Genomic DNA, 20,016 nt, shown 5'->3' on the forward strand with positions numbered 1-20,016 from the left:
TTTTTACTCAATTTATTCTTATGAATAGCTTATTGTCACTTGCTAAATTATTTTAACAGCTTTCTTAAAAGTTGAGTAATAAATATTAGCTCTAAAAAACCATTAAAAAACAAAATATTAATAACACAAATAACTAAAAAAACACATTGCAAGGTTAATTTAATGATTTCCAAACAAAAAAATGGTTTTACACTCATTGAGCTTATTATCACGCTCGCTATTATAGCGATTATTGTTTCCATCGCTTTGCCTTATTTTCACGAAACAATGGCAAGACAAGAAATCAAAAACATTACAAACAAACTAATTTCAAGTATTCAATTAGCAAAATCACATGCTGTCATACATCACACCAATGTCGTTCTTTGTCCTAGCCAAAATAAATTGAGTTGCCAAGCAAGGCATTGGAATTCAGGTTTTATTGTTTTTTTAGATAGCAATAAAAATAGACAGGTTGATGCTGATGAAAAAATTATCTCTACAGAATCAACTGAGCTAAAATATGGAAGTTTAGATTGGAGAGGTACTTTAAATACTCCAAGCTTAACTTTTCAAGCTGAAAATGGGCTTCCCAATGGATCAAATGGCAGTTTTTATTATTGTTCTAATTATCAACAAACTCACAATAAAATTTTATTGAGCAGGATGGGCCATGCTCGTATTGAGAATCCACTCACTTGCTAAAAACTTATCAGTCTAAAGGTGTAGAACAAACAGACTTTATTCCTGTTCATTTTTCAATATACTGCTTAAGTTTGGAAAATAATTCACTAAAAAGTAAATTTCGGAGAGAAAAAAATGACAGACATCGTAATTGTAAATGGCGCACGTACAGCTATGGGCGGTTTTCAAGGTAGCTTAGCGGATGTAACAGCACCTGAACTGGGTGCAGCTTCAATTAAAGAAGCCATTGCACGTGCAGGATTACAACCAACGGATGTCGAAGAAGTCATTATGGGCTGTGTACTCCCTGCCGGTTTAAAGCAAGGACCTGCGCGTCAAGCAATGCGTCAAGCCGGTCTGCCTGATTCAACTGGGGCAGTCACCATCAATAAACTTTGTGGCTCAGGCATGAAAGCTGTCATGCAAGCTGCCGATATGATTAAAGCAGGGTCTGCTGAAATTGTGGTTGCTGGCGGTATGGAATCAATGAGCAATGCACCTTATGTATTGACCAAAGCACGTTCAGGTTACCGTATGGGCCATGGTGATGTGAAAGATCACATGTTCCTCGATGGTCTGGAAGATGCTGAAACAGGCCGCCTGATGGGTTCTTTTGCCCAAGATATGGCAAATACCCGTGGCTATACACGTGAGCAAATGGATGACTTTGCCATTCGCTCATTAGAACGTGCGCAAACTGCAGTCAATGAAGGTTACTTTGCTGATGAAATTGTTCCTGTGACTGTTTCAACCCGTAAAGGCGATGTGGTGGTAGATAAAGATGAACAACCATTCAATGCCAACATTGCAAAAATTCCAACATTACGTCCTGCTTTTGCTAAAGACGGTACGATTACTGCTGCCAATGCCAGCTCTATTTCAGATGGTGCATCTGCGCTTGTACTCACATCAAGTGACAATGCAGCAACTAAAGGCTTAAAACCTCTGGCGAAAATTGTGGCGTATGCCTCCAACTCCCAGCATCCATCTGAATTTACGATTGCTCCTGTGGGGGCGATCCAAAAAGTGCTCAATAAAACCGGTTGGAATGCTCAAGATGTTGACCTTTGGGAAATCAACGAAGCCTTTGCCATGGTCACCATGTGCCCTATCGATGATTTCAAGCTTGATCCAGCCAAAGTGAATATTAATGGTGGTGCATGCGCATTGGGTCACCCAGTAGGTTCAACCGGTTCACGTATTATTTTGACGCTCATTCATGCACTTAAACGTACGGGTGGCAAAAAAGGGATTGCTGCCCTGTGTATCGGTGGTGGTGAAGCGACTGCCGTAGCGATTGAACTGCTTTAATTTCCTTGCGAAGCACTGCTTCTCATCTCTCCCATAGGGAGAGATGAGAAAAAACCCCTCTTTTGAGGGATTTTTTATGCTTACACTTCTTCATATTTTATTATCAAAATTTAAGCTCAAGTCTGCTAAATTAGAGCAGGAAAATAACAAAAAAACAGGCATCCCCATGCAACTTAATCATTACCTCAATTTCCAAGGTGAAACTGAAGCTGCCTTTAACTTTTATAAATCAGTGTTTGGTGGCGAATTTTCGAATCTTACCCGTTATGGTGAGTTACCGGTGGAAGAAGGTGTCACGCTCTCTGAAGCAGATAAAAATCTAATCCTGCATGTTTCGCTACTCATCAACGAATATACAGAACTGATGGCATCCGATACCAATGATCAGTTCTGTGCACAAAACAATACCGTTTTCACTAAAGGTAATAATCACTATATTTCGATCAATCTGAATGCCGATGAACAAGCGGAAGCAAAACGCTTGTTTGAGGCTTTATCTGTCAATGGACAAATTGAAATGCCCTTGGAAAAGACGTTTTGGGGTGCACTATACGGTGCATTTACCGATCAGTTTGGGATTAAATGGATGATTAACTGTCAACTCGATGCAATGTGAGATTAAATTTCTCTAAATATCAGACCTAAAAAAGCCGGAATTACTCCGGCTTTTTTACTTTTTTTACAGCAATTTAATTTAGATTAAGCACCTGTTTGATAACGTGCTTGTGCAACTGCAGTAGATGCTTGGTACGGATTTTTAAAATCGTTTAAACCCGCAGCAGCTTCCAAAATATCTTTACCTTCTTTAACCACGAAAGTATCGAAACCTGAACGTTTTAAATAGTTCAATACATCTTTAAAGATATCGCCAGTCGCGCGAAGTTCACCTTGATAACCTTGACGGCGCAACAATGCCGCAAATGAATAGCCACGACCATCGTTAAAGCCTGCAAATTCAATAAAGATTGCATCTAACTGATCCAGCGGGAATTCATTGACTTCAGGAGAAGCATCAACAGTAATGTATAAGGCTTTTTTGCCAGATACATTTGCCAATTGATCAAGCTGTTCTACAGTCAGAACCACGTCACCTTGTGGTAATACGCCATCTTCACCCATCAATTGATAGGTATTATCTACAATTGTGCCATCTTTAGAGAGCACTTGTAGTGCGGTATTAAGCATATGCACGCTCCTTAAAGGGTTGAATGCCAACACGACGGTAGGTTTCGATAAACTCTTCACCATCAGCACGCAAATCAAGATAAGTATTCAAGATTTCTTCTACTACATCCGGTACACGATCTGCTGCAAATGATGGTCCCAAGATATCCCCAATTGAAGCATCATGATCGGCATTACCACCTAAAGTAATTTGGTAGAATTCAGCGCCTTTTTTATCAACACCTAAAATACCGATATTACCGACATGGTGATGACCACAGGCATTCATACAACCTGAAATATTCAAGTCGATGTGACCGAGGTTATATACGGTATCCAAGTCATCAAAACGACGCGAGATCGCTTCAGAAATAGGAATCGATTTTGCATTTGCCAATGAGCAGAAGTCACCGCCCGGGCAGCAAATGATGTCCGTCAAGAAACCAATGTGTGCACGTGCAAGGTTGTTTTGCTCAAGAATTTGCCACAATTCAAATAAGTCTTTTTGCGGAACATCAACAAGCGAAATATTTTGTTCGTGTGTGGTACGAAGTTCACCAAAAGTATATTTGTCTGCAAGATCTGCAATCAAATTCATTTCTTCAACCGTCATATCACCCGGTGCAATACCAGCACGTTTAAGCGAAATCGTCACAATACGATAGCCTTTCACTTTATGCGGATTGGTATTGATATTGAACCATTGTTTGAATTTTGGATGCGCAGCAAACTGTTCAGTGAAATCTTCATCTGCATAAGCTTGATAATCAAATGGCGTAAATTCTTCATCCAATTTTTTCAAGATTTCAGGCTGAATTTTCAAGGTCTGAATGGTATGGGCAAATTCGGCTTCAACTTTTTCAGCAAATACAGCAGGCGTTAAAGCTTTCACTAAAATTTTAATACGTGCTTTATATTTGTTGTCACGGCGGCCGTGCAAGTTGTACACACGAAGTACGGCTTCAAGATAAGCAATTAAATCTTCACGTGGCAAGAAGTCACGAATGAAGCTACCAATCACTGGGGTACGACCGAGGCCACCACCCACTTTAATTTTATAGCCGATCTCGCCTGCTTCATTTTTCACGATATACACACCGATATCATGGAATGAAACTGCAGCACGGTCTATTTCAGCCAGTGCAGACACCGCAATTTTAAATTTACGCGGCAAGAAAGCGAATTCTGGGTGGAACGTTGACCATTGACGAATCAATTCACAGGTCGGACGTGGATCGGCAATTTCACCGGCAACCACACCAGCATATTGGTCAGTTGTGGTATTACGAATACAGTTACCCGATGTTTGAATGGCATGCATTTGTACAGTGGCCAGTTCTGCCAACATGTCAGGCACATTTTCTAGTGCAGGCCAGTTAAACTGAATATTTTGACGTGTTGATACATGTGCATAACCACGGTCATATTCTTTAGCCAAATCCGAAATTTTACGAAGTTGGTTCGAGTTCATTAGACCGTAAGGCACAGCAATACGTAACATTGGCGCATAGCGTTGAACGTATAAACCATTTTGGAGACGTAGCGGACGGTATTCATCTTCCGTCAATTTACCCGCTAAATAACGTTCCGTTTGGTCACGGAACTGTGCAACACGTTCATTGATCAGTTGCTGATCGAAATCAGTATATAAATACATGGCGTACAGCTAGTAGGTTCATTATAACGGCTGACAGCATAACGAGATTTAACCTATCAACAAAATGCGTTTTTTACATATTTAATAGCGGTTTTATTGATAAGCAGGTCAGGATTTCACTGATATAGCCCGATACAGCCGAATCAAGCTGCTTTTTAATCAGATTTGATGTTTTTTTCACTTGTTTAGCATTATTTTTCATATAAAGAACAAATGTGAAAGTTTGAGTGAGTGAACTTACCCACTTTTATATGAGAATCTAGGAATTTTTTAATTAAGTATTCTCAACCATTTGATAAAAAAAGAAAAAGAGTCACCATTTTCCTTGTCCGAGTCGCTGCCCTACGAAGTTATAGACATTTTTTGATCGGGAGAACTTAATTGGGCAACTTAACTGTTGTTCTGTCTGTTCTGAATTTGTATCTAAAGGTATCTCGACAATCCATTGTCGTTGCTTGGCAAGTTCAGAATGCAGTGCTTCATCCAAATGCAGTACCGGTTCAACACAAACGTCTTGCGCTGCGAAAATCGCCTGCCACTCGACAAAAGCTTTAGATTTTATTTTGTCCTGAATGGCTTGCTTAACCAATTGTCGATCTGACTCCTCGAAAGAAGCACCTTTTTCTAGAAGTACTGGAAGTTCTAAAATCGTGGCTAAGCCGGACATAAATTGAGGTTCTAAACTCCCCACAGACAAGTATCGGCCATCTTGGGTTTGATAATAATCGTAAAAAGTTCCCCCATTTAAATGCCCTTTTTCCGCAGATTGTCTGCTTTTTCCCGCCAGTGATGCTGCTGCAGCCATATTGTTTAAGGTCACCACACAATCGGTCATCGAAATATCAATGTATTGCCCCTGTCCGCTGCGTTGCCGTTCAATCACCGCAGACAGAATTCCAATTACTGCGTGTAAAGAACCCCCTGCAACATCTGCAATTTGAATACCCATCGGGGGTGGGCCGCTGTCTTGCCGGCCACTATGCCCTGCAATTCCAGACAGCGCGAGATAATTGATGTCATGACCGGCTTTATCTTTATAGAGTCCGGTTTGCCCATAACCGGTAATAGAACAATAAATCAGTCGCGGATTAATTGCGGCAAGGTTTTGATAATCCAAGCCAAGTCGTTGCATTACCCCGGGTCTGAACTGCTCAATCACAATGTCAAATTCAGAAATTTTCTGTTTAATGGAAGCAATATTTTGAGGATCTTTTAAATCCAGCACTATGGATTGTTTATTTCTATTCAAATAACTATGCGCAGTCGCTTGTCCATTGGCATAAGGTGGCAATAAACGGATTAAATCCGGACGTGTTGGCGATTCCACATGAATAACCTCTGCACCCAAGTCAGCTAAATATAATGTAGCGAATGGTCCCGGCAAAAGCGTAGAAAAATCGAGAACTTTTAGTCCTTTTAAAGCAGCTTCCATGTTCTTTTTACTCATTTTATGTTGATTTTTTCCCCATATTAGAAATATAAATGCAACAAAACAATGTCATGTTCAGCCATTTACCTTGATCATTTCGGCAATTTAATATGTAGATAAGGTAAAATATATATTGTAAATTGCCAACCAAACATTTTTTAGTGTCATTTAGGTCAACTACAAGTGAATATAAAATTAGGTCAACTACCAGTGAATATAAAAGATAAAGAAACTGAAGACTTTAATATAAGTCGCGATACGATTAGCATCCACTTCGTGAATGCGGCTTTAACAGGTGTAAAACGTCTAGGTATGGACGTCGAAACTTTATTGTCACATGTAGGCATTGAACCCGACTTATTACGTCAACCTAAAGCACGTATTTCTCCTGAGCAATACACCCGATTTGTTAGGATGTTATGGATGGTGACTCAAGACGAACATATGGGCTTTGATTTACAGCCACGTCGCTTGGGCACTTTTGCCATTATGTGTCAGTTGATTATTCACGCGAAAACGCTAGGAGATGCTTTAGATCTTTCTGCACAATTCTATAAACTGTTTGGTGATGAATGGTCAGTGACTATAGAACGTGATAAACACGAAGCACGTCTGGTTCCTCATGTTCCCCAAAGCATGGATCCCGACCATTTCATTACCGAAAGTATGTTGATGATTTGGCACGGTTTAGCCTCTTGGCTAATTGAACGCCGTATTCCACTGGAACGTGTGCACTTCGGCTATCCACGCCCTGCACATGCCGATGAATACGATGCCCTCTTCTTCGCACCGGTGATGCAGTTTGATGCAGCACGTACCGAAATTACGTTTGCAGCAGATTATCTGGATTTACCACTGCGTCAAACTGAAGAAAATCTGGAAGAATTCTTAAAAGCGGCACCGGCTCAATTACTGGTTAAATTCAAAAATACCAACTCTTTAACTTCACGTATTCGTGAAGTCCTCAAGAGCCAAATTGGTGAAGAAATGCCAACCTTGAATGATGTGGCATCTATGCTGTACTTGTCGCCACAAACTTTACGTCGTCGTTTGGCTGCTGAAGGTAAAAGCTATCAAGGTGTTAAAGATGCATTACGTCGTGATGCTGCCATTCACCTTTTACTCAACCCAGGTTTAACCTTGGAAGATGTAGCACAACAAGTCGGTTTCAGTGAAACCAGTACTTTCCATCGTGCATTTAAGAAATGGACTGGCGTAACACCTGGACTGTATCGCCAATTACATGGCTATCATTAATCATTTAATTGCATAGCAGTTTCTCCGCCCAGACTAAAATGTCTGGGCTTTTTTTATTGGCTAAAAAAGTCATTTGATCTGATCCGTTCTTGTCATTGCACTTCAAAAATTAATCATTACACTCGAAAAGTATAACAATTTAAAAGTCATAACAAAGGAACAGCTATGAGCGAGGCCTACATCATTGATGCCATTCGCACACCACGCGGAAAAGGAAAAAAAGACGGTTCGCTGCATCAAGTGAAACCGATTACGCTACTCACCATCTTACTGAATGAATTAAAAGATCGTCACCAGCTCGACACCTCTAAAGTCGATGATATTGTGCTGGGCTGTGTAACCCCGATTGGTGATCAAGGCGCGGATATTGCCAAAACAGCTGCGATTGCCGCAGGTTGGGACAATGATGTAGCAGGTGTACAGATCAACCGTTTCTGTGCATCCGGACTTGAAGCGGTGAATATGGCTGCACAGAAAGTTCGTTCAGGTTGGGAAGATGTCGTAGTTGCCGGTGGTGTAGAGTCGATGTCACGCGTGCCAATGGGTTCAGATGGTGGTCCTTGGGCACTGGACCCAGAAACCAATATGGCCTGTGACTTTATTCCGCAAGGCATTGGCGCAGACCTGATTGCGACCATTGATGGATATACGCGTTCAGATGTCGACACATTCGCAGCTGAATCACAACGTAAAGCTACCGCAGCTCAGGCCAATGGGTATTTCAATAAATCGATTGTGCCTGTAAAAGACAAAGCTGGCGTGACCATTTTAGCCCAAGATGAATTTATTAAACCGACGACCACAGCTGAGAGTTTAGCCAAACTGAATCCAAGTTTTGCCATGATGGGACAAATGGGCTTCGATGCGATTGCCCTGCAAAAATATCCAGAAGTCGGGCAAATCAATCACGTACATCATGCAGGGAATTCATCCGGCATTGTCGATGGTGCAGCAGTTGTTTTAATTGCTTCAGAAAAAGCGGTGAAAGAACAAGGTTTAAAACCACGCGCCAAAGTTTTAGCAACGGCATTGGTTGGCTCTGATCCAACCATCATGCTGACCGGTCCTGCCCCTGCAGCACGTAAAGCGTTGGAAAAAGCAAGTTTAACAATAGAGGATATCGACCTGTTTGAAGTCAATGAAGCTTTTGCTGCCGTAGTGATGCGCTTTATTACCGAACTCAAGGTTGACCCTGCCAAAGTCAATGTCAATGGTGGTGCAATTGCCATGGGACATCCACTAGGTGCAACCGGTGCAATGATTTTAGGCACGCTGCTGGATGAACTGGAACGTCAAGGCAAAAAACGTGGTTTAGCCACTTTATGTGTGGGTGGCGGCATGGGCATCGCAACGATTATTGAGCTTGTATAGCCATCTTTAACTTTTACTGATATTTGATCCACGTTTAGGTCATACGCAACCTGCTCAGATTTTGAAGAATAATGTTTCTGTGAGCAATTGGATAAATGCAAATATGTAACAGGTTTTGCGTATGACAATGGTTTTGCCTACTTTTGCCGAAACAAAAGTAGGTCGAACCGAAGGTTAAACCCGAAATTCGGATGAATTTGGAAAGACTCCGCTACAATGGAAATTTTCAAGAAGTCAGCAAAGTAAATTGCTCCAAATTCATCAAATTATTATTTGGATAAAAATTATGAGCGCAATTCAATTCGAAAAAAATGCCGACAATATCGTCATTCTCACTTTAGATTCTCCAAACCAATCTGCCAACACCATGAATGCAGATTTCCGTGTCGCACTGGAAGATATTGTTTCCAAGCTCCAAGCAGATGCAGAAATTTCAGGGATTATTTTCCGTTCAGCGAAAAAAACCTTTTTTGCCGGGGGGGACTTGGATGAACTGATTCAAGCAGAGCCGGATCATGCCACAGCATTCTTCAACATGATTGAAGAGATGAAAGCCAAACTACGTTATATCGAAACACGTGGTATTCCGGTGGTTGCAGCACTCAATGGTACGGCGCTCGGTGGTGGCTGGGAACTGGCTTTGTGTTGTCACCAGCGTATTGCACTGAATGACCCGAAAGCGAAATTCGGTTTACCTGAAGTGACTTTAGGTTTACTTCCTGGCGGTGGCGGGATCGTGCGTACGGTACGACTACTCGGCTTGCAAAATGCCTTTCCACTGTTGATGGAAGGCAAACAGTTTGCTGTCGATAAAGCCCAGTCTTTAGGCTTAATTCACGATATTGTGGAAACTGAACAAGAACTCATGGATAAAGCCATTGCTTGGGTCAAAGCCACTCCAATCTCGCAACAACCATTTGATGTCAAAGGCTACAAAATTCCTGGCGGTGATCCCAAAACACCTGCTGTTGCTCAAATGCTTGCGATTGCACCTGCCATGCTGCGTGACAAGACCAAAGGTTGCTACCCTGCCCCTGAAGCCATTATGGCAGCAGCTGTTGAAGGTGCGCAGGTGGATGTCGATACCGCACTGACCATCGAATCGCGTTACTTTACTTACCTGGCGACTGGTCAGATTTCCAAAAATATGATTAGCACCTTCTGGCATGGTCTGAATGCGATTAAATCAGGTGCCAGCCGCCCAAAAGACGTTGCCAAATGGAAAGCCAGCAAAGTCGGTATTTTAGGTGCCGGGATGATGGGTGCAGGAATTGCTTATGCGACTGCATCGAAAGGCATACACGTTATTCTGAAAGATATTTCCATAGAGGCGGCCACAAAAGGCAAAGCCTACAGTCAAAAGCTGCTGGATAAAAAAGTCTCTCAAGGTCGGTTAACGGCTGAAAAACGCGATCAAGTTTTAAGTTTAATTACAGCCACAGCTTCAGCAGAAGATTTGCAAGGTTGTGACCTGATGATTGAAGCGGTGTTTGAAAACCCAGAACTGAAAGCCAAGGTTACCCAAGAAGCTGAAAGCTATTTAGTAACGGGTGGTGTGATGGCATCGAATACCTCTACCCTGCCAATTACCGGACTCGCTAAAGCTTCTAAAGATGATAGCCATTTCATTGGTCTGCACTTTTTTAGCCCTGTCGATAAGATGCAACTGGTCGAAATCATTAAAGGAAAAAACACCTCAGCTGAAACTCTAGCTAAAGCCTATGACTATGTACAACAAATTGGTAAAACTCCAATTATGGTAAATGACAGTCGTGGTTTCTTCACCAGTCGTGTCTTTGGCACCTTTGTGCAAGAAGGCTTACGACTGCTTGTTGAAGGAGTTCATCCTGCCAAAATTGAAATGGCAGCACTCAAAGCGGGTATGCCTGTTGGGCCACTTGCGATTCAGGATGAAGTGTCTTTAACACTTTCTGAACATGTGGCTGCTGAGACACGTAAAGCCCTGCAAGCTGAAGGCAAAGACCTACCACGTTCCGCTGCAGATGATGTGATTGAAAGCATGATTCATCAATTCAACCGTAAAGGTAAAGCTGCGGGTGCGGGTTTCTATGAATATCCTGAAAGTGGTAAAAAACATTTATGGGCGGGTTTAAGCCACTGGAAAAAAGACGTTGATATTTGCGAACAGGAAATGATTGACCGTTTTCTGTTTGTCCAAGCGCTCGATACTTTGCGCTGCTATGAAGAAAGTGTGTTGGAGTCGGTTGTGGATGCCAATGTCGGTTCTATTTTCGGGATTGGTTTTGCCCCATGGACAGGGGGAGCCATACAGTATCTGAACCAATATGGTCTGGAAAAAGCCTTGATTCGTGCCAATGCGTTGGAAGCCAAATATGGTGAGCGTTTTAAAGCACCCCAATTACTAAAAGATAAAATGCATTCTGGCGAGAAAATTTCATAATCTACACCGTGCTATCAACTCTTGAACGCCTTTCTTTTTTAGTCAAAGAAAGGCGTTGGTATATTGAAGTATTCTTTTTTATCTTTAGAAATTAGAGACTCATCTGCTAGGGCGGATTAATCAGCCCCAATATACATCTTGCTCTCACTTAAACAGAAACCAGCTCCTTGGATTTAATTTAAGCCCTGATTTAAATGAAGGGCTTAGTCAGTTATGAGTCGGTTTTCATTCTATTCTGTGTTATAAAGTTACATAGATTCTGATTTATTTTTATCCATTTTGGTATTTTCTCATGACTGACAATTCTTCTCCTGAAAAATCCCCTTGGGGCTGGAAAGCCCTGATTATTGCCTTTATTTTAAGTGCTTTTTTCATGGGTTTTTTCTATCTTGCCGTAAGCAATGAACCGGATTACATGCCAAGCCAACAGCAAAAAAATACCCAGCAGCATGCATTTAAAAATGCACCAGCAATGTCTGAAGAAGCATTAGCAGAAGCTAAAAATCAGAAAGAGGCTGATGCAGCAAAAGCAACGGCTGAAGAGCATCACATGTCGGCAGAAGAACATGCTGCAATGACAGAAGCGGAAAAAGCAGCTGAACACGAGTCTGGTCATTGATGCGGGGATTCAGGAAAATAAAAAAGCCACTTTTTAGTGGCTTTTTATTTTCAACACTGAAGATTTAAATATCTAAGAGCAAGTGAATAGCAATCGCATATCAATATGCGGAATACCGCAATCCAGATATTGCTCACCTTCAACTTTAAAACCCAAAGCTGCATAAAACTGAATGGCATGCACTTGTGAAGACAACTTTAAAAATTCGCGCTGTTCATGTTTCGCTTGTTGAATAATCTGTTGCATCAGCAATTTTCCAATGCCTACGCCGCGATACGATTTTAACACCGCCACACGCCCAACGCTGTTATTTTGTAATAATCGTGCTGTCGCTATTGGCTGATCTTGATCATAAACCACGAAGTGGAGGGACACTGCATCCTCAACATCCCATTCATCTTCAACCGCAATCTGCTGTTCCTGAATAAACACCTGCTCACGAATCAGTTTTGCATCATTTTGCAACTCATTCCAACTGCCTGTGTGTATGGTAAATTGGCTCATCAAAAATCATCTTCCTAAAATAAAAGCAGTCTTGCGACTGCTTCATCCATTTTAAACTGGTTTTAAATTAACACTTACAGCCAATATCCTGCTGATCCCACTGATTATTGAGCAATAATTCAAGCGAATGCTTTTCAATGCCATACATCTCTTTTAGGGCGTGAATCTGAGCCAATACCGCATGATCCGGCTCTTGATAATCTTTTCGTTTGGTTGCCAAGATCATCTTGTTTTTACTTGTATGTTCCAAAGCCACAAACTCAAATACTTTGGTTTCGTAGCCATAGGCTTTAAGCAATAAAGCACGAATGGTATCGGTCAGCATTTCTGCTTGTTGACCCAAATGAATGCCAAATTGCAACATAGGTTTCAGCACTTCCGGGCTTTTGAGCTGTGGACGCAATTCCTTATGACAACACGGCGCACACATAATCATTTGTGCATTTAAACGAATACCAGTGTGAATGGCAAAGTCCGTCGCCACATCACAGGCATGCAAAGCGATCATCACATCCAGATGTTCTGGTTCATAAGTGCGGACATCGCCCTGGAAAAAGTCCAGTTGCTTAAAATTGGAAGCTGTCGATACATTTTGGCAAAACTCTACCATTTTTGGATTAAGCTCCACACCGGTGACAAATGGCGTTTGACCCTGCTTTTCCAGATAATCGTATAAGGCAAAGGTCAGATAACCTTTACCCGAACCAAAATCGACCACACGCAAAGCATGATCTTGCTGTGTGATTTGGTCTAAAGCACCCGAGAAAATTTCCACAAATTTATTAATCTGTTTCCATTTACGCGCCATGCTTGGAATAATTTGCGCTTTCGCGTCAGTAATACCTAAAGGCTGTAAAAAATAACTGTCCTGATCGACATAACGATGTTTGGTGCGGTCATGCCCGTGCTGATTTTCTATATTCTGTGACTTTGATGCAGATTTATTTTTACTCACCGTCAACAGAGCTTTTTTCTTATTCTTTTTGAGTTGCAGCTCTTCTTCATTGGTAAAAAGATTGGCTTGTTTACATTGGAATAATAGATCATGAACGAGCTGGATGGCTTGCGTTAAAGGATAGTTTTTGGTGACATCCTGAGTCTTGTAACGGTACAAACAACTTAAAACCGACTGCCCTTGCAGTGAAATGACTCGCAAGGTCATTTTCTCAAGATTTTCAAGTTCGCCTTTATACTGGCTAAGAATTATTCGATCAAAACTTTGTGTTTCAATGGCTTGCTGAAAAGCATCTAAGAATTGTTGTTCCTGAATAAAAGGAGAAGCCAATTGAGACATATAGATCACTCGAGTAAATTAAGTGGTCAGTGTAAAACTTCTTACTTTAAAGGTAAAACTTCATTACTATACAAGTGTATTTTTAATTATAGAAAATAAGCAATGAGCACATCTAACTTGCAGACATACGATCCACATGAAGAAAAAATAAATGCGATCAGTCATGCACTTGGCGCAGTTTTGGCAGCCGTTGCCAGTATTTTTATGCTGATTAAAGGCAGCTATTTGCCGCTCGGGCAGTTTATTGGCTTATGTGTCTATGCACTGAGCCTGATTTTACTTTTTGCCGCTTCAAGCCTATACCACTATGCTGAATCGCCACAGCGTCGCGGCTGGTACAAAAAACTGGATCACACCGCAATTTATTATCTGATTGCTGGAACTTATACCCCCTTCTTGTCTATCGCGATTCCCACAGCAAAAGCGCAGTATCTGTTAATTGCACTTTGGGTGATTGCCGCAATTGGGACACTATTCAAGTTAGTTTTCATTCATCGTTTCCAAAAAATTTCACTAATCGCCTATCTGGCTATGGGATGGCTTGCATTGCTGGTGATGGATGATATGCAACGCTTTTTAAGCGATCAGGCATTAACCTATCTCATCATTGGTGGACTGGCCTATACCATTGGTGCATTGTTTTATGCCTTAAAAAGAGTAAGATATACGCATGCCATCTGGCATGTTTTTGTATTGATTGGCGCTGGATCACATTTCTTAGCGATCTGTCTTTACGTGATCTAACCCTCTATTTCTGCATTTTTTAGTAACCCTAAATCCGTAGACATGAGCCGGTATTTCGTATTTTTTTAAGAAATTACGCCTTTTTTAAAAAGATTACGCTTTTAAAACTAAGCTTTTTTATTTTTAGTAAGTGTAAGGTTTCTCATGGCGTCATCAAATTCTATACCTGCTTCGGAAGAAGTAGCTACAAATTCAAAATCCCGCGTACTGACTGCAAGTCTTGTTGGTACCACAATCGAATTCTTCGATTTTTATATTTATGCCACTGCGGCAGTCATCATTTTTCCGTATCTGTTCTTCCCCGCAAGTACCGATCCAATGACCGCAACCATTCAATCACTGGCAACTTTTGCGATTGCCTTTATTGCCCGCCCGATTGGCGCGGCACTGTTTGGGCATTTGGGTGACCGAATTGGGCGTAAAGCCACATTGGTCGCGGCACTACTCACCATGGGTATTTCTACCGTATGTATTGGTTTATTACCGACATACGCTCAAATCGGTATTGCAGCACCCTTATTGCTTGCACTTTGCCGTTTGGGTCAAGGTTTGGGTTTAGGCGGTGAATGGTCTGGTGCTGTTCTGCTCGCAACGGAAAATGCCCCTGAAGGCAAACGTGCCTGGTATGGCATGTTCCCGCAACTTGGTGCACCCATCGGCTTTATCTTGGCTACAGGTTCATTCCTTACCCTGGGTGCCTTCATGTCTGAAGCAGACTTTATGCAATGGGGCTGGCGCATTCCGTTTATCTCAAGTGCATTGTTGGTGATTGTCGGCTTATGGATTCGTTTAAAACTACATGAAACACCAGCGTTCCAAAAAGTATTGGACAAGCAAAAAGAAGTTAATATTCCATTTAAAGAAGTGACCACTAAACATTGGCGTATGCTGATTTTAGGCACAATTGCGGCAATCTGTACTTTCGTTGTGTTCTACTTGACCACAGTATTTGCATTGCAATGGGGTACCAAACAACTCGGCTATAGCCGTGAAGAATTCTTACAATTACAACTGGTTGCCACCTTGTGTTTTGCGGCATTTATTCCGCTTTCTGCAGTGTTTGCAGAGAAATTTGGTCGTAAAACCACCTCTATTGCTGTGTGTATTGTATCTGCCATTTTCGGTCTTTTCTTTGCCGATATGCTGGAATCTGGAAGCACGCTTTTGGTGTTTTTATTCCTATGTATTGGTTTAGCGATCATGGGTTTAACGTATGGTCCAATCGGTACGGTACTTTCTGAAATTTTCCCGACTTCAGTTCGTTACACCGGTTCTGCATTAACCTTTAACCTTGCAGGTATTTTTGGTGCCTCTTTTGCACCACTGATTGCAACCAAGCTTGCGACCACTTATGGTTTATATGCTGTCGGTTATTATTTAACTGCAGCCTCTATCTTGTCACTTTGTGCATTCTTGCTCATTCGTGAAACCAAAAATGATGATGTAAACAACCAGGTTTAATTTCATCAAAACGTAAAAAACCAGCGTGATGACGCTGGTTTTTTTATGTTATTTTTCAGATCTGTTCATCACTTAACATTTCCTGATAAAGCTCTTCAAATACCTTTCGATCGCCACCGGCATTGTAATAACTTGGAACAATGTAAGTCACCAGTTGACGATATCTTTCTGTTGCATATAAATGATCTAGAAATGCTTCCACATTATTTTCATCAATCGCAAATGCCGTGATCAGTTGCTGAAACTTTTGATAAAACCTGCTGGCAAATGCAGGTGTACTGATCACATCGCTTTCGGCTTGCTGAAAAGCCTGTTCTAGAGCAATTAAACCCGCTTCAAGCTGTTCCGATTGAGGTTCTGTTAAAGCAAAAAACTGACCCACCTCTTCTGAAAAAGACATACCCTTCTCCTATTTTGTTCTCATTGTTATAAATCAATCTTGTCTTACGGTATGTCAAAAATTGTTCCAGAAATTGATCTTCAAGCTTTAAACCAACTCAATAATATCAATCGTCGGGGGAACCCGAAAACGAAAGGGTACACCGACTAAGCCGGTGCCGACCGTAACAAATACGTCGGCATGTTCATGCTGATATAAACCTTTTTTATGCCCAAGAATAGACACTTTTTTCATGATGTAATTGGTCAACCAGGGCAGCTCAACTTGCCCGCCATGGGTATGTCCAGACAGCATTAATGGCCGTGTTGGCAATTGCGGCACCATATCCACGGTGTCGGGATTGTGCGATAAAATCACCCACGGTTTATCTTGAGGCAAGTCAGGCATAAAACGCATATCAGTTTTTCCTGCCCATAAATCACCCACCCCTAACAAACGAAATTCATCAAATTCCACCATCTGCCCTTCAATATCAATCACATCATTGACCTTTAAGGCATGTCTTAATAATTGCTGAATTGGAGGACCGGGATATTGTTCGTCATGATTGCCATTCACAGAATAAACCGGTGCATTAATCTGTTTTAAAATCGCCAGTTCATCTGCCAATTTATCTTCAGGTTCATAAGTCCAGTCCCCGGCAACCACCACCAGATCAGGATTCTGCTGGTTAATTTTCTCGACAATAATTTTCAGTTGGCGTTCATGCCCCGAAAACAGACCAATATGTAAATCGGCAATCAAGGCCAATTTAACCGGACGCTGCATGTTCTGCTCTGGATTCAACTGATATTGCAGGGTCTTAACCATCACATGCTGCGGTTCAATAAAACGTGCATAAATCAGCACACCACTCAGCAGGAAAATAAAAATAGCTTCATGAATGGAGTAATAGGCACTCCAACCGGCATAAATACTAAAGAAAAATAAAGGAATCAATAAATAAGATAGATAAAATGCCAATAAATGTACAAAAGCTTTGAACGGATGAATAGTTTCAGTACGCGTTTGACTCAGCCATGCCTGTGCCACACCCCAAACTCCAAGCACAAAAAAAATCATATAAAAATAAAAAACAACCGCGTGTGTATCCCACATAATAATTTCTCTAACGATAACGAAGACATGACATCATTCATCTATTCTCATATTTATCTTTTCACAGCTGGCAATTATACTCAAACCAAATTTTGGTATTGTTTATAACTTATGGCGCAATCTTCCTCTGCTAAAACTCAATCAGACCCTTATAAATTGCGTAGCTCAACATCCAATAAAACTGCAGTATTATTAAGTTGTAGCCTGATTTTAGGGATTCCCGCCTGTACGACCCTGCCGAAACAAATACCACAACCGATTGAATATGCGTTTGATACCGAAACCAAACAAACTGCATTGGCGCAAATCGTTTTACCGTTACGAGACCAAAATCCCAATCTTACCGGTTATCGGGTTTTATACGACCCCCTGGAAGCTTTAGCGGCTCGTATACATCTTATTGATAAAGCAGAAAAAACCTTAGACTTACAATACTATATCTGGGATAACGATAGAATTGGCGCACTTGCCCTGGATTCTATTATTAAGGCAGCCGACCGTGGTGTAAAAGTCCGTTTATTGATGGATGACAACAATGCCAAAAAAATGGAAGGTATTTATCTGGCCCTTGATCAGCATAAAAATATTGATGTCAGACTGTATAACCCTTACCGTTTTAGACATTACCGTGCCATGGATATGGTGCTGGATCTAAAACGCATTAACCGCCGCATGCATAACAAAAGCTTTATTGCAGACAACCAGATTGCTTTAATTGGCGGTCGCAATATGAGTAATCAATATTATAACGTCAGTGATAATTATCAATTTTCTGATGTTGATGTGATGCTAGTCGGCTCTGCATCGGATGAAATCATTCATTCTTTTGATGAATACTGGAATGATGATTATGCATTTCCGGTTAAACAAATTGTTAATTCAAGACATTATTCCTTGCGTTTTGAAGGTTTAAAACAGCAGCTGGATAAACATTCTCAAAGTATTGACGTTCAGAATTATCTAGATTTAGCCAACCGATCACATGCCTTTGAACAATGGCTCAATAGTGGGATCCAACTTGACTGGGTCAAAGCCGAAGTGGTAAATGATTCACCGAGTAAAATCAGGGCAAAAGCTAAAAAAGAGCAACATCTGAATTTTCAGCTGCTGAATCGCTTAGAAAAACCTGAACAAAGTGTCGATATTATTTCAGCTTATTTCGTTCCTGAAAAAAAGGGCGAAAAGATGTTGAGTGAACTTGCTCAAAACAACATCCATGTTCGGGTACTCACCAACTCTTTTAAAGCCAATGATGTATTTTTAGTCCATGCCTTTTACGGTAAATATCGAAAAGATTTATTAAAAAATGATGTTGAGCTATATGAGTTTTTGTCAGTACCGGAAACTGAAAACCTGAATGCCAATACTGATGAAATCGCGGAAAAAGCCAAAGTGAGCTTAAAAGGGTTAAGCCGTTCCAGCCTGCATGCCAAACTGATGGCGATTGATCAAAAACAGGTTTTTATCGGCTCTTTCAATTTTGATCCACGTTCTGCCTATTTAAATACAGAAATTGGCGTATTGCTGGATAGCCCGAATTTAGCCCAGTCTGTGCACCAAACCATGGATCAAAATTTATCTAAATATGCCTACAAACTGGTTTTAAATGCCAACAATAAAATCAACTGGAAAATTAAACGTCATGATGGCAGTACCAAAACCTATCTAAAAGAACCTAAAATGAAATGGTGGCAAAAGGCAGGGATTAAAGTGATTTCATGGTTGCCAATTGAAGGCTTTATGTAAGCCTTCGCTTTGGCTCGCATTCATTTTTGTTGCCCGTTCAAGTGGGACTTTTAAGCACTTTTTGCTGTAACTGCATTAAACCTTCAGCCATTTTAGTTTGAACTTCTTGGGTCAACGTTTCAACCGTATGCCCTTCAGGAGATATTGCCGGCAAGGCCATTAAATGTGCTTTCACTTTAGGCATTTCCAGGACATTTTTGACATGATCGGCAAAGCTTATATCATTAATAAACGGCGCCACCAGATCCAGTTGTCCATGTTGATTCACATAACAAATCAAACATATTTGCACAGGACGATTGGCTTCAATGGCAGCACCTAAAATACGTCCATAGATTTTTTTTATTCTTGAGCCCTCTGAAGTCGTCGCTTCAGGGAAAAATAATACCGGAATATCATGTTTTAAAAATTCGGTAATTTGCTGTTTAATTTTAACTGAATCGCCGGAACCTCGTTTAATAAATAGTGTCCCACCACCCTTTGCCAGTTTGCCGAGTAACGGCCATTTTTCAATTTCAGCTTTGGCTAAAAAGAAAACTCGAGCACCAGACCCTAAAACGGCGACATCTAACCAAGAAATGTGATTACTCACCCATAGCGCCGGCTCACGTGGAATGATTCCATGCACCTGAATCTCAAGGTTAAAAACTTTGCATAATTGACGGCAAAAATGCTGTACATAACGCGTATTACACGGATTATTCGGATCTTTATATAAACGGTGACGAAAAACCAGATAAAATCCTTGTGTAATCGCAGCTACAACCGCCAATAATTTTTTACTATATAAGAAAAATTTAGACATACTATTTAACGATGAAGTTTCAGTTACAGAGGATTGAGTCATAGATTGATCACTAATTAACAGACACAGCG

The 20,016-nt window shown here is 41.1% G+C and carries 18 protein-coding genes; 10 read left to right on the forward strand and 8 right to left on the reverse strand.

Going from position 1 to position 20,016, the window contains the following annotated elements; translation table 11 throughout:
- The first annotated feature begins 162 nt into the window (after nucleotides 1-162).
- From ACP69Y_RS14925 to ACP69Y_RS14935, 3 genes are all read left to right on the forward strand, one after another.
- A complete protein-coding gene (locus ACP69Y_RS14925; protein WP_425919240.1) occupies nucleotides 163-684 on the forward strand; it encodes a GspH/FimT family pseudopilin in 522 nt (173 codons plus the stop codon).
- 114 nt (nucleotides 685-798) lie between these two features.
- On the forward strand, nucleotides 799-1,974 hold the full coding sequence (locus ACP69Y_RS14930) for a thiolase family protein (protein ID WP_425919241.1): 1,176 nt from the start codon (nucleotides 799-801) through the stop codon (nucleotides 1,972-1,974).
- A gap of 166 nt (nucleotides 1,975-2,140) precedes the next feature.
- Nucleotides 2,141-2,590 carry a VOC family protein gene (locus ACP69Y_RS14935; RefSeq protein ID WP_425919274.1) on the forward strand — a complete coding sequence of 150 codons (450 nt, stop codon included), beginning with the start codon at nucleotides 2,141-2,143 and terminating at the stop codon, nucleotides 2,588-2,590.
- 83 nt (nucleotides 2,591-2,673) lie between these two features.
- Here the strand turns inward: ACP69Y_RS14935 and ACP69Y_RS14940 are convergent, their stop codons facing one another.
- The 3 genes from ACP69Y_RS14940 to ACP69Y_RS14950 form a co-directional block, all read right to left on the reverse strand.
- A complete protein-coding gene (locus ACP69Y_RS14940; RefSeq protein ID WP_425919242.1) occupies nucleotides 2,674-3,159 on the reverse strand; it encodes a DUF934 domain-containing protein in 486 nt (161 codons plus the stop codon).
- Nucleotides 3,152-4,795, reverse strand: a complete 1,644-nt coding sequence (locus ACP69Y_RS14945) for a nitrite/sulfite reductase (RefSeq protein ID WP_425919243.1) — start codon at nucleotides 4,793-4,795, stop codon at nucleotides 3,152-3,154. Before ACP69Y_RS14945 ends, ACP69Y_RS14940 begins: the two co-directional genes overlap by 8 nt.
- Nucleotides 4,796-5,108: 313 nt before the next feature.
- Nucleotides 5,109-6,227 carry a CaiB/BaiF CoA transferase family protein gene (locus ACP69Y_RS14950; protein WP_425919244.1) on the reverse strand — a complete coding sequence of 373 codons (1,119 nt, stop codon included), beginning with the start codon at nucleotides 6,225-6,227 and terminating at the stop codon, nucleotides 5,109-5,111.
- A gap of 243 nt (nucleotides 6,228-6,470) precedes the next feature.
- Between ACP69Y_RS14950 and ACP69Y_RS14955 the strand changes: the two genes are divergently transcribed.
- The 4 genes from ACP69Y_RS14955 (at nucleotide 6,471) to ACP69Y_RS14970 (ending at nucleotide 11,893) form a co-directional block, all read left to right on the forward strand.
- Nucleotides 6,471-7,481 carry an AraC family transcriptional regulator gene (locus ACP69Y_RS14955; protein WP_425919275.1) on the forward strand — a complete coding sequence of 337 codons (1,011 nt, stop codon included), beginning with the start codon at nucleotides 6,471-6,473 and terminating at the stop codon, nucleotides 7,479-7,481.
- Between the two features lie 165 nt (nucleotides 7,482-7,646).
- Entirely contained in the window at nucleotides 7,647-8,852 is a 1,206-nt protein-coding gene (locus tag ACP69Y_RS14960; RefSeq protein WP_425919246.1) for an acetyl-CoA C-acetyltransferase, read from the forward strand.
- A gap of 286 nt (nucleotides 8,853-9,138) precedes the next feature.
- Entirely contained in the window at nucleotides 9,139-11,274 is a 2,136-nt protein-coding gene (locus tag ACP69Y_RS14965; protein WP_425919247.1) for a 3-hydroxyacyl-CoA dehydrogenase NAD-binding domain-containing protein, read from the forward strand.
- 292 nt (nucleotides 11,275-11,566) lie between these two features.
- Nucleotides 11,567-11,893 (forward strand): hypothetical protein, encoded by a 327-nt coding sequence (locus ACP69Y_RS14970; RefSeq protein WP_425919248.1) that lies wholly within the window; start codon nucleotides 11,567-11,569, stop codon nucleotides 11,891-11,893.
- A gap of 72 nt (nucleotides 11,894-11,965) precedes the next feature.
- Here the strand turns inward: ACP69Y_RS14970 and ACP69Y_RS14975 are convergent, their stop codons facing one another.
- Together ACP69Y_RS14975 and ACP69Y_RS14980 are read right to left on the reverse strand one after the other, a co-directional pair.
- Entirely contained in the window at nucleotides 11,966-12,397 is a 432-nt protein-coding gene (locus ACP69Y_RS14975; protein WP_425919249.1) for a GNAT family N-acetyltransferase, read from the reverse strand.
- 67 nt (nucleotides 12,398-12,464) lie between these two features.
- Nucleotides 12,465-13,691, reverse strand: coding sequence for a class I SAM-dependent methyltransferase (locus ACP69Y_RS14980; RefSeq protein WP_425919250.1), 1,227 nt, complete (start codon nucleotides 13,689-13,691; stop codon nucleotides 12,465-12,467).
- Between the two features lie 102 nt (nucleotides 13,692-13,793).
- On the opposite strand from ACP69Y_RS14980, the gene trhA reads away from it, so the two are divergent.
- Complete coding sequence (gene trhA / locus ACP69Y_RS14985; RefSeq protein WP_425919251.1) at nucleotides 13,794-14,435, forward strand: PAQR family membrane homeostasis protein TrhA; 642 nt, start codon at nucleotides 13,794-13,796, stop codon at nucleotides 14,433-14,435.
- A 144-nt stretch (nucleotides 14,436-14,579) separates the two neighbouring features.
- Nucleotides 14,580-15,896, forward strand: a complete 1,317-nt coding sequence (locus ACP69Y_RS14990; protein WP_425919252.1) for an MFS transporter — start codon at nucleotides 14,580-14,582, stop codon at nucleotides 15,894-15,896.
- Nucleotides 15,897-15,951: 55 nt separating this feature from the next.
- On the opposite strand, the gene ACP69Y_RS14995 is transcribed toward ACP69Y_RS14990, so the two are convergent.
- The gene (locus ACP69Y_RS14995; protein WP_425919253.1) at nucleotides 15,952-16,296 is read right to left on the reverse strand and encodes a hypothetical protein; all 345 of its coding nucleotides are present in this window, start codon (nucleotides 16,294-16,296) and stop codon (nucleotides 15,952-15,954) included.
- A gap of 87 nt (nucleotides 16,297-16,383) precedes the next feature.
- Entirely contained in the window at nucleotides 16,384-17,394 is a 1,011-nt protein-coding gene (locus ACP69Y_RS15000) for a metallophosphoesterase (RefSeq protein ID WP_425919254.1), read from the reverse strand.
- A gap of 156 nt (nucleotides 17,395-17,550) precedes the next feature.
- On the opposite strand from ACP69Y_RS15000, the gene ACP69Y_RS15005 reads away from it, so the two are divergent.
- Nucleotides 17,551-19,140, forward strand: a complete 1,590-nt coding sequence (locus ACP69Y_RS15005; protein WP_425919277.1) for a phospholipase D family protein — start codon at nucleotides 17,551-17,553, stop codon at nucleotides 19,138-19,140.
- A gap of 37 nt (nucleotides 19,141-19,177) precedes the next feature.
- Here ACP69Y_RS15005 and ACP69Y_RS15010 read toward each other — a convergent pair whose 3' ends face one another.
- A complete protein-coding gene (locus tag ACP69Y_RS15010) occupies nucleotides 19,178-19,987 on the reverse strand; it encodes a lysophospholipid acyltransferase family protein (protein ID WP_425919256.1) in 810 nt (269 codons plus the stop codon).
- Nucleotides 19,988-20,016: the final 29 nt, after the last annotated feature.

Source organism: Acinetobacter sp. TSRC1-2 (assembly GCF_049895885.1).
Taxonomy (GTDB): domain Bacteria; phylum Pseudomonadota; class Gammaproteobacteria; order Pseudomonadales; family Moraxellaceae; genus Acinetobacter.

Excerpts from the sequence above, each read along its gene's own strand:
- ACP69Y_RS14980 (WP_425919250.1), bottom strand. The coding sequence starts at position 13,691 with ATGTCTCAATTGGCTTCTCCTTTTATTCAGGAACAACAATTCTTAGAT.
- ACP69Y_RS14930 (WP_425919241.1), top strand. The coding sequence starts at position 799 with ATGACAGACATCGTAATTGTAAATGGCGCACGTACAGCTATGGGCGGT.
- ACP69Y_RS14940 (WP_425919242.1), bottom strand. The coding sequence starts at position 3,159 with ATGCTTAATACCGCACTACAAGTGCTCTCTAAAGATGGCACAATTGTA.
- ACP69Y_RS14960 (WP_425919246.1), top strand. The coding sequence starts at position 7,647 with ATGAGCGAGGCCTACATCATTGATGCCATTCGCACACCACGCGGAAAA.
- ACP69Y_RS14950 (WP_425919244.1), bottom strand. The coding sequence starts at position 6,227 with ATGGAAGCTGCTTTAAAAGGACTAAAAGTTCTCGATTTTTCTACGCTT.
- ACP69Y_RS14935 (WP_425919274.1), top strand. The coding sequence starts at position 2,141 with ATGCAACTTAATCATTACCTCAATTTCCAAGGTGAAACTGAAGCTGCC.
- ACP69Y_RS14970 (WP_425919248.1), top strand. The coding sequence starts at position 11,567 with ATGACTGACAATTCTTCTCCTGAAAAATCCCCTTGGGGCTGGAAAGCC.
- ACP69Y_RS14965 (WP_425919247.1), top strand. The coding sequence starts at position 9,139 with ATGAGCGCAATTCAATTCGAAAAAAATGCCGACAATATCGTCATTCTC.
- ACP69Y_RS14990 (WP_425919252.1), top strand. The coding sequence starts at position 14,580 with ATGGCGTCATCAAATTCTATACCTGCTTCGGAAGAAGTAGCTACAAAT.
- ACP69Y_RS14945 (WP_425919243.1), bottom strand. The coding sequence starts at position 4,795 with ATGTATTTATATACTGATTTCGATCAGCAACTGATCAATGAACGTGTT.
- ACP69Y_RS14975 (WP_425919249.1), bottom strand. The coding sequence starts at position 12,397 with ATGAGCCAATTTACCATACACACAGGCAGTTGGAATGAGTTGCAAAAT.
- ACP69Y_RS15010 (WP_425919256.1), bottom strand. The coding sequence starts at position 19,987 with ATGACTCAATCCTCTGTAACTGAAACTTCATCGTTAAATAGTATGTCT.
- ACP69Y_RS14925 (WP_425919240.1), top strand. The coding sequence starts at position 163 with ATGATTTCCAAACAAAAAAATGGTTTTACACTCATTGAGCTTATTATC.
- ACP69Y_RS15000 (WP_425919254.1), bottom strand. The coding sequence starts at position 17,394 with ATGTGGGATACACACGCGGTTGTTTTTTATTTTTATATGATTTTTTTT.
- ACP69Y_RS14995 (WP_425919253.1), bottom strand. The coding sequence starts at position 16,296 with ATGTCTTTTTCAGAAGAGGTGGGTCAGTTTTTTGCTTTAACAGAACCT.
- trhA (WP_425919251.1), top strand. The coding sequence starts at position 13,794 with ATGAGCACATCTAACTTGCAGACATACGATCCACATGAAGAAAAAATA.